Annotated in this window: 6 protein-coding genes and 1 pseudogene; 1 reads left to right on the forward strand and 6 read right to left on the reverse strand. The window is 66.0% G+C overall.

The window, feature by feature from the left end; all coding sequences use genetic code 11:
- Positions 1-8 precede the first annotated feature (8 nt).
- Positions 9-389, forward strand: a complete 381-nt coding sequence (locus ACFIMZ_RS21165) for a hypothetical protein (protein ID WP_431824280.1) — start codon at positions 9-11, stop codon at positions 387-389.
- A 19-nt stretch (positions 390-408) separates the two neighbouring features.
- Here ACFIMZ_RS21165 and ACFIMZ_RS21170 read toward each other — a convergent pair whose 3' ends face one another.
- From ACFIMZ_RS21170 to ACFIMZ_RS21195, 6 genes and pseudogenes are all read right to left on the reverse strand, one after another.
- Entirely contained in the window at positions 409-1,545 is a 1,137-nt protein-coding gene (locus ACFIMZ_RS21170) for a DUF2827 family protein (RefSeq protein WP_431824281.1), read from the reverse strand.
- A gap of 23 nt (positions 1,546-1,568) precedes the next feature.
- Complete coding sequence (locus tag ACFIMZ_RS21175) at positions 1,569-2,723, reverse strand: DUF2827 domain-containing protein (protein WP_431824282.1); 1,155 nt, start codon at positions 2,721-2,723, stop codon at positions 1,569-1,571.
- 14 nt (positions 2,724-2,737) lie between these two features.
- On the reverse strand, positions 2,738-3,883 hold the full coding sequence (locus ACFIMZ_RS21180; RefSeq protein ID WP_431824283.1) for a DUF2827 domain-containing protein: 1,146 nt from the start codon (positions 3,881-3,883) through the stop codon (positions 2,738-2,740).
- Between the two features lie 400 nt (positions 3,884-4,283).
- Positions 4,284-4,958 carry an OmpA family protein gene (locus ACFIMZ_RS21185; RefSeq protein WP_431824284.1) on the reverse strand — a complete coding sequence of 225 codons (675 nt, stop codon included), beginning with the start codon at positions 4,956-4,958 and terminating at the stop codon, positions 4,284-4,286.
- Positions 4,959-5,054: 96 nt separating this feature from the next.
- Entirely contained in the window at positions 5,055-15,308 is a 10,254-nt protein-coding gene (locus ACFIMZ_RS21190) for a YadA-like family protein (RefSeq protein WP_431825327.1), read from the reverse strand.
- 294 nt (positions 15,309-15,602) lie between these two features.
- Positions 15,603-15,674: pseudogene (locus ACFIMZ_RS21195) on the reverse strand (ESPR domain-containing protein); the annotation flags it as partial.
- Positions 15,675-15,788 lie beyond the last annotated feature (114 nt).

The following is a 15,788-nucleotide window of genomic DNA, read 5'->3' on the forward strand; positions in this document are numbered from 1 at the left end:
GGATGGCGATGAGTCGCGAGCCGGCGGCGATCCGGGAGGTGGCGGCCATTCTCGTTCGCCTGGGCGCCGGATCGGCCGACCGGCAGGTCGACCTGATCCGCTACTTCGACGGCCTGGAGGCGGTCGCGCGCCGCATCGCGGCGGCGCGCCTTCCGGACCCGGCCAGCCGCGAACTGGCAGCCCGCTATTACTGCGCGGGGATTCTGACGAGCGTGTACGGGCGCGAATCGGCCATTGCGCACGGCATAGCCGGCAGTCTCGAGCAACAGGTGAACGGCGGCGCCCGGTACGGCCGCGCGTCGCGGCGCATCTTCGCGTTGCTGATGCGCGCGGGGCGCAAGCAGGGGCAGGCGTTCATGGACGCGTGCGGGCATCTCGTTCGCGGGTAGCGCGTCCCGCGTTCCCGCGTCAGCCGATCGCGCGGTCGCCGAACAACTGCAGGATCCGCTCCGAATGCGCGCGGACGTTGCGCTCCGCGAGCGCATCGACGCCGGCCAGATACTGCCGGGCCGCCCGCGCGTACTCGTCGAGCCGCGCATCGTGGGTCTGCGCGGCGGTGGCGATCGCCCGCGCCGCGTCGAAGACGTCGAAGTCCGCGTAGTAGTAGCCGACGTCGCGCAGGAACGGCGAGTTGTGGACCAGCGGGTAGTTGCCGTACAGCGCGTCGTAGAGCAGGTAGTTCAGGCCGTTTTCCCAGTGGTGCGACACGACGATGTCGGTGTGATGCGCGGCCCACGCGACGAACGGCGCGCGCACGTCCGCCGTCGCCTTGCCGTCGCGCACCATCTCGAGTCCGAGCGCGAGATGCTTGAAGGCGACGTTTTCCTTCTTGTCGAACGTGTTGGTCATGTAGACGTGCTCGACCAGCTCCGGATGGGCGACGTAGCACGCGTTCGCCGCGAGCATCGGCACGACCGCGCTCTTGACGACGTTGAGGTTCGGCTCGAAGAACGCGATGCGCTTGGCCGGGCCGTGGTTCCGGTAGCCGAAACGCGCCTTCAGCTCGGGATCGGCGTCGAGGCCGCGCTCGATGAAGTACGGCGACCAGATGTGCGGCAGCACGAACACGGGCGCGCGGTAGACCGCCTGGAAATAGGCCGCGCAGGTGTGCGCATGCTGCGGGTTGGTCCAGATCTCGTCGAACTGCACGCGATGCGGGTTGGGCCGCCAGTCGTTCTTCCCGAAGTTGATCGTTTCGACCGCGATCACGTAGTCGTTCCCGAAACGGTACGACACGCACTTGCCGCCGCGCTGCCGGACCGCGTCCGCATGGCTCGGATGAATGAACGCGTTCATCTCGATCAGCAGGTCGGTCTGGTGGACGATCGCCGACAGCGGGCGCAGCGCGTCGCGGAATTCGCTCATCATCAGCGCTTCCGGATAGTCCGCGATGCCGTCGTCGTGCGCGAGCCAGACGTCGCCGACGAGCGGCGACTGCTTCATCAGCATGTACAGGTACACGCAGTGCTGGTTCGCGCCGTTGTACCAGATCGATTGCGCCGCGTCGCGCTGCACGTTGATCGTTATCGCGACGTTGATCGTCATGTCGGTTCTCCGTCGGCGGCGCGTCAGGCGTCGCGATAGAGCGCCGCGAGCGCGTCGGTATACGCGGCGACGTTGTCCGGGTTGTAGATGCTGACCGAATCGAGCACGCGCTTCGACCGCTCGCGGTACGCGTCCAGGTTCGCGTCGTGCTCCGCGAACGCCTTCAGCAGCGCGCGGCCGCCGGCCTGGCAGTCGAAGTCCGGATAGAAATACCCGGCGTCGCCGAGGAACGGCGAGTTGTGGATCAGCGGATAGTCGCCGTACAGCAGTTCGTAGTACAGGTAGTTCTGCGCGTTTTCCCACGTGTGCGACACCACCGCGTCGCCGAATGCCGCCATGAACTCGTACACCGCGTAGCGGCTCTCGAACGTCGTGATGCCGTGCTCGACGATGTCGAGGCGCTTCGCGAAGTGGACGAACGTCGTGTGGTCCTTCAGGTGCAGCGTGTTGCACACGTGCACGATCTCCAGGAAATCCGGCTTCGCGCGATACGCTTCCTCGGTCACGAGCATCGGGATGATGCTCGTCTTCACCATGCAGATGTTCGGCTCGAACATCGTCACGCGCCAGCGCGGTTTGCCGGGCTGGTAGCCGAACGACAGGCCGGGCCCGAGCGTCGCGCGCGCCTTGTCGAACAGCATCGGATGCCAGATGTGCGGGACGATCGTCACCGGCGCGCGCAGGCCCGTCTGATAATAGTGCAGGCACGAACGCTCGAATTCGGGGATCGTCCACACGCTGTCGTACGGCGCGCCGGAGAACAGGAAGCCCGACGGCTTGTTGAACATCGCGCGCTCGATGTCGATCACGTAGTCGTTGCCGACCCGCATCGTCACGACCTTGCCGCCGCGGTCGCGGAATGCGCGAAGGTAGTCCGCGTTGAACTGCGCGCTCATCTCGATCAGCACGTCGCAGCGCTGCAGCGCTTCGTCCGTCGACAAGAGCGGCACGTTCCATTCGCCGAGCATCATCTGCGGATCGGCGACCTGCTCGCCGCCGTTCACCATCACCGCTTCCGCGACGAGCGGCGACTGCCGCAGCAGCAGGATCAGCAGCAGGCAGTTCTGGAAGATGCCGTTTTCCCACAGCGACTGGCCGGCGCCGCGGACGAACAGCGATACGCCGACGACGAGACGCTTGCCCTCGCCGGGCGCTTGACGGGCATTGGTGTCCGACATGCGGTTGCTCCGGTTCAGGCGACCAGACGCGCGACGAACGCGTCGAGGTTCGCGGGGTTGTCGATCGAGACCGACTTCAGCAGCCGGTCGGCCTTCGCGCGGTAGTCGTCGAGCCGCGCGTCGTGATGCTGCCACGCGTCGAGCAGCGCACGGCCGCCCGCCTCGGAATCGAAGTCCGGGTAGTAGTAGCCGGCGTCGCCGAGCAGCGTCGAGTTGTGGATCAGCGGATAGCCGCCGTACAGCACGTCGTAGTACAGATAGTTCTGCGGGTTTTCCCAGTGATGGGACACGACCGCGTCCGCATGGCGCGCCATGAAGCCGGGCAGGTCGATGCGCGGCTCGAAGGTCGCCTTGTGCTCGCGGACGAGGTCGAGGCTGTTCGCGAAGTGCAGGAAGGTCGGGTGCTCCTTCAGGTGCATCGAATTGACGACGAACAGGTGCTCGACCGCTTCCGGCCGCGCGCGATAGAGCTCCTCGCACGCGAGCATCGGGTAATGGCAGGTCTTCACGACCGAGATGTTCGGCTCGAGCGTCGCGAGCCGCCAGGCCGCGCGGCCCGGCTGGTAGCCGAACGTCGCGCCTTCGCTCGCGAGCGCGGCGATGCGCCGGTCGAGGAAGTACGGCGACCAGATGTGCGGGATCGTGTAGACCGGCGCGCGCGTGAGCGTGCGCAGCAGCGGCACGTCGATCGTTTGCGATTTCGCGAGCACCCACACTTCGTCGAACGGCGCGCCGTTGAAGATGTGCCCGGACGGCTTCTCGAAGATCGGCGTTTCGGCGAGGCCGCTGTAGGTATGGCCGACGAAGCACGCGATGCGCTTCTTGCCGAGCGCCTTCATGTGCTTGAGCCATTCGACCGGCAACTGCGCGCCCATCTCGATCACGACGTCGAGTTCGTGCGTGACGTCGTTCGGCTGCACGAGCGGCACGTCGAGGCCGTCGAGGTCGAGCCCGGCGGGCAGCGCGCGCGCGTCGCCGCCGTTCAGGAAGTAGACGGGGCCGACGCGGTCCGAGCGCTTCAGCATCATCGCGAGGTACGCGATGTTCTGGTGGATGCCGTTTTCCCAGATCGCCTGGCCGTCTCGCGCGAACAGCGAGATGCCGACGGCAGTCCGTTCGTTGCGGGCGCCGCACGAGGCGGCTTGATTGATGTCCGTCACCAGCAAAATCCCTGTGCGGCGCCGCCGGTCCGGCGGCGTCGAACGCCGACGCGCGGACCCGGCAGGCCGTTGGTTGTCACGTGTGCGCCTGCGGCGGCGCGGCCCGCGGAAACGGGCCGGGCGGCGCGGATGGCGACATGGGCGGCCGAAGCCGGTTCGACGCGTCGCCGCGCGCTGCCGGGCCGGCTGCCAGCGGCGATTGTGGCACGGAAACCGCCGGTTTGTGGAGTCGGGGCGGCCCCGACGGGGCCGGCGCAGGCCGACGCGCTGCCGGCTGCTGCCAACCGGCATGACGGCCGGCCGGATCCGCGCGGCATGCCGCGATCGGGTCGGGTTCCGTCGTGCGTATTCCGAAACGTCGGCCGAAACGTCGGCACGGATGGTGCGCGACGCAGCGGGGTCAGCGTTCCAGCGAGATCTCGACGCGCCGGTTGCTCGCGCGTCCTTCCGCCGTCGCGTTGGAGGCGACCGGATCGGCGCTGCCGCGACCCGTCACGGCGACGGTGCGGGCGTTCAGGCCATGCGACTTCAGATAGCCGGCGACGGCTTGCGCGCGCCGCTGCGACAGTGCGAGATTGGACGCGTCGCCGCCGACCGAATCCGTGTAGCCCGTGACCGACACGCGCGCAAAGGCCGCATTGCCTTGCCTGGCCAGCAGCGCGTCGAGCGTCGCGCGGGCGGTCGGCGTGAGCGTCGCCAGCGCGGTGGCGAACAGCGCGTCGCCCGCGAGATTCACCTGTTCGACGGGGGCCGGCGCCGCTGCCTCGGGTGACGATGCCGGCGCCGGCGTCGCGGCTTCCGGCGCGCCGCACTGGAACACCAGCGTGGCCGGGTCGGCGTTGTCGCGCAGCGCTTTCGCGGCATCGACCGTGCGCACCGGCTGGTCGCCGCAGAGGTGTTGTGCGGCCTTCATGCAGGTGTTCGGGCCGGAGAAGATCCCGTGGCAGTCGACCTGGTACGTGCGCACGCCGTCGCGCGGCTGCAGCTCGGATGCGCTGAACGTCGGGCCGGATGCGCTGGAGCAGGCGGCGAGGGTTATCGCGGAGAGCGCAAGCGCGAAAGAGAGTTTGTTCACGGTGATGTCCTGAATGCGATCGTTGACGGAAGCCCGCTGCGTCGATCGGGCGGCGGGCCGGGCGCTGGCAACTGCGCCCGGCCCGCGCGGCGCGGGTTATTTCCACTGGTACAGCATGCCGGCGCCGATCACGCGCTGGCTGCCGCTGAAGCCGCCGTTGATCGACGCCTTCAGGTTCTCGGTGATCCGCGCCTGCATGTTGACCGCCATCGCCTTCTGGCCGAGGAACGTCGATGCGCCGACACCCATCCCGAAGTTGGCGTCGCGGTCGAGCTGCGGGATCGACGCCATCGCGCCGACGGCCGCGATACCCTGCTTCGCCATCTGGTCGGTTTGCTGCAGTTGCGAACCGAGGTTGTTGATCTGCGCCTGCTGGCCCGACAGCGCCGTCGACATCGTCGACGACACCGCGTTGAGCTGGTTGACGTTGACCGCATCGGTGCCTTGCGTACCCGGCGCGACGTTGACGATCTGGCGCTGCTGCGTGTCGTTGCCGACCGAGACCACGTTCGAGCGACCGCCGTCGGTCGACGCCGCGCCGATCGCCACCGAGTTCGAGCCGGCGGTGACGGTCGGACGATCCGCGCCGGTGCCGTTCATGTCGGCCGAGATGCCGTTCGTGTTTACCGTGCGCGTCGTGTTGTTGTTCAGCGTCGTCGACAGCTGGTTCAGCGTGTTGTTGATGGTCGTCACGCCGGTCGACAGCGACGCCACCGTGCTGTTCGTCGAGCTGAGGCCCGTCGACAGCGAGCCGATGCCGGTCGAGGTCGACGTCGACAGCGACGTGAGGTTGCTGTTGGTCGACGACAGGCCGGTCGACAGCGAGCTGATGCTGGTCGAGGTCGACGTGGACAGCGACGCAACCGTGCTGTTGGTCGAGCTCAGGCCGGTGGACAGCGAGCTGATTCCGGTCGACAGCGAGCCGATGCTCGTCGAGGTTGCCGTGGACAGGCTGTTGACGGCCAGGTTCGTCGCGTTGAGCTGGCTGCCGTTGATCGCGTCCGTGCTGGTGGCCGACACGCGGCCCGCGGCGACGTTGGTGATCTGGCGTTCCGCGCCCGGCGCGCCGACGCTCACGACGCTCGTCGGCGAGCTGCCCGCGAAGAAGTACGTGACGCCGCCGATCGTCGTGCTCGACGTCGGGTTCGCGGCAGCCGTGACGGAGCCCGTGCCGAGCGCGACGTCGTTGAGGTTGTTCGCGACCGCGTTCGAGCCGAATGCCAGCGACCCGGCGCCGGCGGCCGTCGCCGTGTTGCCGAGGGCGAGCGAGCCGTTGCCCGTCGCCGTGTTGGCGTTGCCGATCGCCAGCGCGCCGTTGCCCGTCGCCGTGTTGTTCGCGCCGAGCGCGACCGCGCCGGTGCCGGTGGCCACGTTCGGATCGCCGATCGCGACCGCGCCGTCGCCGCTCGCCGTGTTCGCGACGCCGATCGACACGGCCTTGCCGCCCGTCGCCGACGCATTCTGGCCGATGGCGACCGCGCCGTTCGACGATGCGTTCGCGCCGTCGCCGACCGCGACGCTGCTCGCGCCCGAGGCGCTTGCGTTCACGCCTGCCGCGATGGCGTTGACGCCGGTTGCGCCGTCGTTGTTGTAGTTGGCCTGCTGCGTGCCGTTGTCGTTGACGCTGTAGTAGTGCGTCTTCGCGGCCTGGATCGCGGTCGAGGTCGACGTCGACAGCGACGTGAGGTTGCTGTTGGTCGACGACAGGCCGGTGGACAGGGAGCCGATGCCGGTCGAGGTCGAGGTCGACAGCGATGCGACGGTGCTGTTGGTCGAGCTCAGTCCGGTCGACAGCGAGCCGATGCCGGTCGAGGTCGACGTGGACAGCGACGCGACGGTGCTGTTGGTCGAGCTCAGGCCGGTGGACAGCGAGCCGATGCCGGTCGAGGTCGACGTGGACAGCGACGCGACCGTGCTGTTGGTCGAGCTCAGGCCGGTGGACAGCGAGTTGATGCCGGTCGAGGTCGACGTGGACAGTGACGCGACGGTGCTGTTGGTCGAGCTCAGTCCGGTGGACAGCGAGTTGATGCCGGTCGAGGTCGACGTGGACAGTGACGCGACGGTGCTGTTGGTCGAGCTCAGTCCGGTGGACAGCGAGCCGATGCCGGTCGAGGTCGACGTGGAGAGCGAGGCGACGGTGCTGTTGGTCGAGCTCAGTCCGGTGGACAGGGAGCCGATGCCGGTCGAAGTCGACGTGGACAGCGATGCGATCGAGCTGGTTGCCGTCGAGATGCCCGTCGACGTGGAGGTCGACAGCGAGGCGACCGAGCTGTCGGTCGAGCTGAGGCCGGTCGACAGCGAGTTGATGCCCGTCGAGGTCGACGTGGACAGCGACACGATCGAGCTGGCTGCCGTCGAGATGCCGGTCGACGTGGACGTCGACAGCGACGCGACGGAACTGTCGGTTGAGCTCAGGCCAGTCGACAGCGAGTTGATGCCGGTCGAGGTCGACGTGGAGAGCGACGCGATCGAGCTGGTTGCCGACGAAATGCCGGTCGACGTGGAGGTCGACAGCGAGGCGACGGAGCTGTTGGTCGTGCTCAGGCCGGTGGACAGCGAGTTGATACCGGTCGACGTGGACGTGGACAGCGAAGCAACGGAGCTGTTGGTCGTGCTCAGGCCGGTGGACAGCGAGTTGATACCGGTCGACGTGGACGTGGACAGCGAAGCAACGGAGCTGTTGGTCGAGCTCAGGCCGGTCGACAGCGAGTTGACGCCGCTTTGCGCAGTGCTGATGCCGGTGGAGGTCGACGTCGAGAGCGACGCGATCGAGCTGGTTGCCGACGAAATGCCGGTCGACGTGGAGGTCGACAGCGAGGCGACGGAGCTATCGGTCGAGCTGAGGCCGGTCGACAGCGAGCTGATGCCGGTCGAGGTCGAGGTGGACAGCGAAGCGACGGAGCTATTGGTCGAGCTCAGGCCGGTGGACAGCGAATTGACGCCGCTTTGTGCGGTGCTGATGCCGGTCGACGTAGAGGTCGACAGCGAAGCAACGGAGCTATCGGTCGAGCTGAGGCCGGTCGACAGCGAGCTGATACCGGTCGAGGTCGACGTGGACAGCGAAGCGACGGAGCTATTGGTCGAGCTCAGGCCGGTGGACAGCGAATTGACGCCGCTTTGTGCGGTGCTGATGCCGGTTGACGTAGAGGTCGACAGCGAAGCGACAGAGCTGTTGGTCGAGCTCAGGCCGGTGGACAGCGAATTGACGCCGCTTTGCGCGGTGCTGATGCCGGTCGACGTGGAGGTCGACAGCGAAGCAACGGAGCTATCGGTCGAGCTGAGGCCAGTCGACAGCGAGCTGATACCGGTCGAGGTGGACGTGGACAGCGAGGCGACGGAGCTATTGGTCGAGCTCAGGCCGGTGGACAGCGAATTGACGCCGCTTTGCGCGGTGCTGATGCCGGTTGACGTAGAGGTCGACAGCGAAGCGACAGAGCTGTTGGTCGAGCTCAGGCCGGTGGACAGCGAATTGACGCCGCTTTGCGCGGTGCTGATGCCGGTCGACGTGGAGGTCGACAGCGAAGCAACGGAGCTATCGGTCGAGCTGAGGCCGGTCGACAGCGAGCTGATACCGGTCGAGGTCGACGTGGACAGCGAAGCGACGGAGCTATTGGTCGAGCTCAGGCCGGTGGACAGCGAATTGACGCCGCTTTGCGCAGTGCTGATGCCGGTCGACGTGGAGGTCGACAGCGAGGCAACGGAGCTATCGGTCGAGCTGAGGCCAGTCGACAGCGAGCTGATACCGGTCGAGGTGGACGTGGACAGCGAAGCGATCGAACTGGTGGCCGTCGAAATGCCGGTCGACGTAGAGGTCGACAGCGAAGCAACGGAACTGTTGGTAGAGCTCAAGCCTGTCGACAGCGAGTTGACGCCGCTTTGTGCGGTGCTGATACCGGTCGAAGTCGAAGTCGACAGCGAAGCGACAGAGCTGTTGGTCGTGCTCAGGCCCGTCGACAGCGAGTTGACGCCGCTTTGTGCAGTGCTGATACCGGTCGAAGTCGAAGTCGACAGCGAAGCAACGGAGCTGTTGGTCGAACTCAGGCCCGTCGACAGCGAGTTGACACCGCTTTGTGCAGTGCTGATGCCGGTCGACGTGGAGGTCGACAGCGAAGCAACGGAGCTGTTGGTCGAGCTCAGGCCGGTCGACAGCGAGTTGACCCCACTTTGTGCAGTGCTGATGCCGGTCGACAGCGAGCTGATACCGGTCGAGGTCGACGTGGACAGCGAAGCGATCGAACTGGTTGCCGACGAAATGCCGGTCGACGTAGAGGTCGAAAGCGAAGCAACGGAGCTATTGGTCGAGCTCAGGCCGGTCGACAGCGAGTTGACGCCGCTTTGTGCAGTGCTGATGCCGGTCGAGGTCGACGTGGACAGCGATGCGACGGAGCTGTTGGTCGTGCTCAGTCCGGTGGACAGGGAGCCGATGCCGGTCGAAGTCGACGTGGACAGCGATGCGATCGAACTGGTTGCCGTCGAGATGCCGGTCGACGTGGAGGTCGACAGTGAGGCGACCGAGCTGTCGGTCGAGCTAAGGCCAGTCGACAGGGAGCTGATACCGGTCGAGGTGGACGTGGACAGCGAAGCGATCGAGCTGTTGGCCGAGGAAATACCGGTCGACGTGGAGGTCGAGAGCGAAGCGACAGAGCTATTGGTCGAGCTCAGGCCGGTCGACAGCGAATTGACGCCGCTTTGTGCGGTGCTGATGCCGGTCGAAGTCGACGTGGAGAGCGATGCGATCGAGCTGTTAGCCGACGAAATGCCCGTCGACGTGGACGTCGACAGCGAGCTGATGCCGGTCGAGGTCGACGTGGACAGCGAAGCGATCGAGCTGTTGGCCGACGAGATGCCGGTCGACGTCGAAGTCGACAGAGACGCGACGGAACTGTTGGTCGAGCTCAGGCCAGTCGACAGCGAACCGATGCCGGTCGAGAGCGACGAGATTGCGGTAGATGAAGACGATACCGTCGTCGACAGCGAATCGAGCGCGGTATTGGTCGCATAGAGCTGCGAGCCGTTGATCGCGTCCGTGCTGGTGGCCGAGATGCGGCCTGCCGCGACGTTCGTGACCTGACGCTCGGCGCCGGCAGCGCCGACGCTGACGACGCTGGTCGGATTCGTGCCGGCGAACGCGTAGCTCGTGCCGCCGATGGTGGCGCTGGCAGTCGGGTTCGCGGCCGAGGTGACGGAGCCGTTGCCGAGCGCGACATCGCCGGCGTTGTTCGCAACCGCGTTCGGGCCGATCGCGACCGAGTTGGTACCGAGGGCCTGGCTGTCCGGCGCGGTGGAATTCGCGTGGAAGTACTTGATGCCCTGGCTGTTGATGTTGTTGATCGCCGAGCCGACGTCATTGGCGGTGGTCGTCGTGCCGTTCGCGTTGTACGTGGTGTACGACGGGGCCGAGATCGTGCCGGTCGCCGGGTTGTAGGTGGCGCCGCCGCCGAGTGCCGCGGCGGTGCTGTTGCCGAGGTTGTTGGTGGTGGTGGTCACCGAGCTCAGGCCGGTGGACAGGGAGCTGATGCCGGTCGAAGTCGACGTGGAGAGCGATGCGACGGAACTATTGGTCGAGCTGAGGCCAGTCGACAGTGAGCTGATGCCGGTCGACGTGGACGTGGACAGCGAAGCAACGGAACTGTTGGTCGAGCTCAGGCCCGTCGACAGCGAGTTGACGCCGCTCTGTGCGGTGCTGATGCCGGTCGACGTGGAGGTCGACAGCGAAGTGACCGTGCTGTTGGTCGAGCTCAGGCCGGTCGACAGCGAGTTGACACCGCTTTGTGCGGTGCTGATGCCGGTCGACGTGGAGGTCGACAGCGAAGTGACCGTGCTGTTGGTCGAGCTCAGGCCGGTCGACAGCGAGTCGACGCCGCTTTGCGCGGTGCTGATGCCGGTCGACGTGGACGTGGACAGCGAGGCAACGGAGCTGTTGGTCGAGCTCAGGCCGGTCGACAGCGAGTTGACGCCGCTTTGTGCGGTGCTGATGCCGGTCGACGTGGAGGTCGACAGCGAAGCAACAGAACTGTTGGTCGAACTCAGACCGGTCGAGAGCGAGCCGATGCCGGTCGAAGTCGACGTGGAGAGCGAAGCGATCGAGCTATTGGCCGACGAAATGCCCGTCGACGTGGACGTGGACAGTGATGCAACGGAGCTGTTGGTCGAGCTCAAGCCCGTCGACAGCGAGTTGACGCCGCTTTGCGCGGTGCTGATGCCGGTCGACGTGGAGGTCGACAGCGAAGCAACGGAACTGTTGGTCGAACTCAGACCGGTCGAGAGCGAACCGATGCCGGTCGAACTCGACGTGGAGAGAGAAGCGATCGAGCTATTGGCCGACGAAATGCCAGTCGACGTGGACGTCGACAGCGAAGTGACGGAACTGTTGGTCGAGCTCAGGCCGGTCGACAGCGAGTCGACGCCGCTTTGCGCGGTGCTGATGCCGGTCGACGTGGACGTGGACAGCGAAGCAACGGAGCTGTTGGTCGAGCTCAGGCCGGTCGACAGCGAGTTGACGCCGCTTTGCGCGGTGCTGATGCCGGTCGACGCGGAGGTCGACAGCGAAGTGACGGAACTGTTGGTCGAACTCAGACCGGTCGAGAGCGAGCCGATGCCGGTCGAAGTCGACGTGGAGAGCGAAGCGATCGAGCTATTGGCCGACGAAATGCCCGTCGACGTGGACGTGGACAGCGATGCAACGGAGCTGTTGGTCGAGCTCAGGCCGGTCGACAGCGAGTTGACGCCGCTTTGCGCGGTGCTGATGCCGGTCGACGTGGAGGTCGACAGCGAAGCAACAGAACTGTTGGTCGAACTCAGACCGGTCGAGAGCGAGCCGATGCCGGTCGAAGTCGAGGTGGAGAGAGAAGCGATCGAGCTATTGGCCGACGAAATGCCCGTCGACGTGGACGTCGACAGTGATGCAACGGAGCTGTTGGTCGAGCTCAGGCCCGTCGACAGCGAGTTGACACCGCTTTGTGCCGTGCTGATACCGGTCGACGTGGAGGTCGACAGCGAAGCGACGGAGCTGTTGGTCGTGCTCAAGCCGGTAGACAGCGAGTTGACGCCACTTTGTGCGGTGCTGATGCCGGTCGACGCGGAGGTCGACAGCGAAGTGACCGTGCTGTTGGTGGTCGACAAGCCGGTCGACAGCGAATTGACGCCGCTTTGTGCGGTGCTGATACCGGTCGAAGTCGAAGTCGACAGCGAAGCGACGGAGCTGTTGGTCGTGCTTAGGCCAGTCGACAGGGAGCTGATACCGGTCGACGTGGAGGTCGACAGCGAAGCAACGGAGCTGTTGGTCGAACTCAGGCCGGTCGACAGCGAGTTGACACCGCTTTGTGCGGTGCTGATGCCGGTCGACGCGGAGGTCGACAGCGAAGTGACCGTGCTGTTGGTGGTCGACAAGCCGGTCGACAGCGAATTGACGCCGCTTTGCGCGGTGCTGATACCAGTCGAAGTCGACGTGGAGAGCGAAGCGATCGAGCTATTGGCCGACGAAATACCCGTCGAAGTCGAGGTGGACAGCGAAGCGACGGAGCTGTTGGTCGAACTCAGGCCCGTCGACAGCGAGTTGACGCCGCTCTGCGCGGTGCTGATGCCGGTCGAAGTCGAGGTGGACAGCGAAGCGACGGAGCTGTTGGTCGAACTCAAGCCCGTCGACAGCGAGCTGACGCCCGTCGAGAGCGATGAAATCGTGGACGCGTTCGAGCTCAGTCCGGTCGACAGCGAACTGACGGCCGTCGAGGTCGACGTCGACAGCGTGTTGATCGCGGTGTTGGTCGCATAGAGCTGCGAACCATTGATCGCGTCCGTGCTGGTGGCCGAGATGCGACCTGCCGCGACGTTCGTGACCTGACGCTCGGCGCCGGCTGCGCCGACGCTGACGACGCTGGTCGGGGTTGCACCGGCAAATGAATAGCTGGTGCCGCCGATGGTGGCGCTAGCGGTCGGATTTGCTGCCGAGGTGACGGAGCCGTTGCCGAGCGCGACATCGCCGGCGTTGTTCGCAACCGCGTTCGGGCCGATCGCGACCGAGTTGGTACCGAGGGCCTGACTGTCCGGCGCGGTGGAATTCGCGTGGAAGTACTTGATGCCCTGGCTGTTGATGTTGTTGATCGCCGAGCCCACGCTGTTGGCGGTGGTCGTCGTGCCGTTCGAGTTGTACGTGGTGTACGACGGGGCCGAGATCGTGCCGGTCGCCGGGTTGTAGGTGGCGCCGCCGCCAAGCGCCGCGGCGGTGCTGTTGCCGAGGTTGTTGGTGGTGGTCGTCACCGAGCTCAGGCCGGTGGACAGCGAGCTGATGCCGGTCGAGGTCGACGTGGAGAGCGAGACGATCGAGCTGTTGGCCGACGAGATGCCGGTCGACGTCGAGGTCGACAGGGAGGCGACGGAGCTGTTGGTCGAGCTCAAGCCCGTCGACAGCGAGTTGACGCCACTTTGTGCCGTGCTGATGCCGGTCGACGCGGAGGTCGACAGCGAAGTGACCGTGCTGTTGGTGGTCGACAGGCCAGTAGACAGCGAGTTGACGCCGCTTTGCGCCGTGCTGATACCGGTCGACGTGGAGGTCGACAGCGACGTCACCGTGCTGTTCGTCGTGCTCAGACCCGTTGAAAGCGAGCTGACGCCGGTCGAAGTCGACGTGGAGAGCGAAGCAATCGAGCTATTGGCCGACGAGATGCCCGTCGAAGCCGAGGTCGACAGCGATGTGACGGAGCTGTTGGTCGAGCTCAGACCGGTGGACAGCGAGTTGACGCCGCTTTGCGCCGTGCTGATACCCGTCGAAGCGGAAGTCGACAACGACGTGACCGTGCTGTTGGTGGTCGACAGACCGGTCGACAGCGAGTTGACGCCGCTTTGCGCCGTGCTGATGCCGGTCGAAGCGGAGGTCGACAGCGACGTGACCGTGCTGTTGGTGGTCGACAGGCCGGTCGACAGCGAGTTGACGCCGCTTTGCGCCGTGCTGATGCCGGTCGAAGCGGAAGTCGACAACGAAGTGACCGTGCTGTTAGTGGTCGACAGACCGGTGGACAGCGAGTTGACGCCGCTTTGCGCCGTGCTGATACCGGTCGAAGCGGAAGTCGACAACGAAGTGACCGTGCTGTTAGTGGTCGACAGACCGGTGGACAGCGAGTTGACGCCGCTTTGCGCCGTGCTGATGCCGGTCGAAGCGGAAGTCGACAGCGAAGTAATCGAGCTGTTGGCCGACGAAATACCCGTCGACGCTGACGTGGACAAACTGGCGATGCTCGACGTCGTCGTGCTGGCGACCGCGTAAAGCTGGCTGCCGTTGATCGCATCCGTGCTGGCCGCACCGACGAGGCCGGCGGCGACGTTCTGGATGCGGCGTTCCGTGCCGGGCGCGCCGACACTGACCACACCGTTCGCCGCGCTCGCGCCGGCGTAGGTGCCGAACGTCTGAGTGCCGATCGTGGTGCTGCTGACCGTCCCGGTGCCGCCGGTTGCCGTCGTCGCGGTGGCGCTCGTCACCGAGCCGTTGCCGAGGGCAACCGAGTTCGCTACGTTTGCCGTCGAGCTGACACCGAGCGCCAGCGCATTGGTGGCCGTTGCGCTGGACCCTTGCGCAATCGCGACGGATCCGGTGCCGGACGCGTTAGAGTTTGCGCCCAATGCGGTCGCGTACGAATTCGTGGCCACACTGCTCGAACCCAGGGCGACCGAACCTGCCGTCCCGCTCGCGGTCGAGCCGTTGCCGAGCGCCAATGCATCCGAGCCGGAGGCGATGGCCTTGGCACCGAAGCTCCCGCTGTTGCCGATCGCGATCGATCCGGTGCCGGTTGACGTCACCGAGTTGCCGATTGCAACCGAGCCATTCGTGCCCGTGGCGGTGGCCGAACTGCCGATCGCCACCGCGCTGCTGGTCGCCACGCTGGTGTTGCCCAGCGCAACGGAACCCGTCCCGGTCGACGTATTGGAGTTGCCGAGCGCAATGGCGCCTTGTCCGTTCGCCGTATTGTTCGCGCCGACCGCAATGGCGCCGGTGCCGGTCGCGATGTTCGGATCGCCGATTGCGACCGCGCCGTTGCCGCTGGCCGACTGCTGATTACCGATCGCGACCGCGCCGATGCCGGTGCTCGCCGTCGACTGATAGCCGATTGCCGTCGCCCCGAGGCCGGCGGTGGCCGACACCTGATTGCTGTCGCCGATTGAAACGGTCGACGCCGAACGCGCATTCGTAAAGTGCCCGATCGCGACGGCGTTCGCCGCCGTTGCCGACGCGCCGTTCCCGAGCGCATAGCTCGACGTGCCGGACGACAGCGCGTTGAAGCCGAACGCAGCCGAGAACGCGCCCGACGCGGTCGCCTGGTGACCGACCGCCGTGCCGAACTGGGTCGCATAGGCCCCCATGCCGACCGCGGTGGCGGCTTGGCCGGTGGCCGTCGTATAGCTGCCGAACAACGTGACGCCAAGGAAGTTGCCGCCGTTGGCGTTACATCCCGCCACGCTCGACCAGGTACCGCTTCCGTCGATGGGGCCGGTTGAGGCGGCGTAATTCGTGACCCCGTCCGGCCCGATTCCCGCGCCCGAGTTGCATATCTGTGATCCCGAGTACGTCGCGGCGTTCGCCAGCGGAACGCCTGCCAGGAGCAACAGGCTGACAAGCAGCCTGACCGAAGCCGAGCGCTTGCTCTTGCCTCGTGCCGATGCCAATTCCGATACGGCGACCCAGGTGCCGAGAGATTCGTTCCAGATCGAGCGGTATGCGCGGTTCATGTCAGGCTGCCTCAAAAAAATCACGCGACACACCGGGTCTTTATGTAAGACAAATACGCCGTGCGCTCGTGAGAGTCTCAAATTGATGCGCGGAGTTTATGTGAGTGATGTTTT

The organism is Burkholderia sp. F1, assembly GCF_050813845.1.
GTDB lineage: Bacteria > Pseudomonadota > Gammaproteobacteria > Burkholderiales > Burkholderiaceae > Burkholderia > Burkholderia ubonensis.

Bases quoted from the DNA above. Each gene is read 5' to 3' on its own strand.
- ACFIMZ_RS21165 (WP_431824280.1), top strand. From the start codon at position 9: ATGAGTCGCGAGCCGGCGGCGATCCGGGAGGTGGCGGCCATTCTCGTT.
- ACFIMZ_RS21170 (WP_431824281.1), bottom strand. From the start codon at position 1,545: ATGACGATCAACGTCGCGATAACGATCAACGTGCAGCGCGACGCGGCG.
- ACFIMZ_RS21175 (WP_431824282.1), bottom strand. From the start codon at position 2,723: ATGTCGGACACCAATGCCCGTCAAGCGCCCGGCGAGGGCAAGCGTCTC.
- ACFIMZ_RS21190 (WP_431825327.1), bottom strand. From the start codon at position 15,308: ATGGGGGCCTATGCGACCCAGTTCGGCACGGCGGTCGGTCACCAGGCG.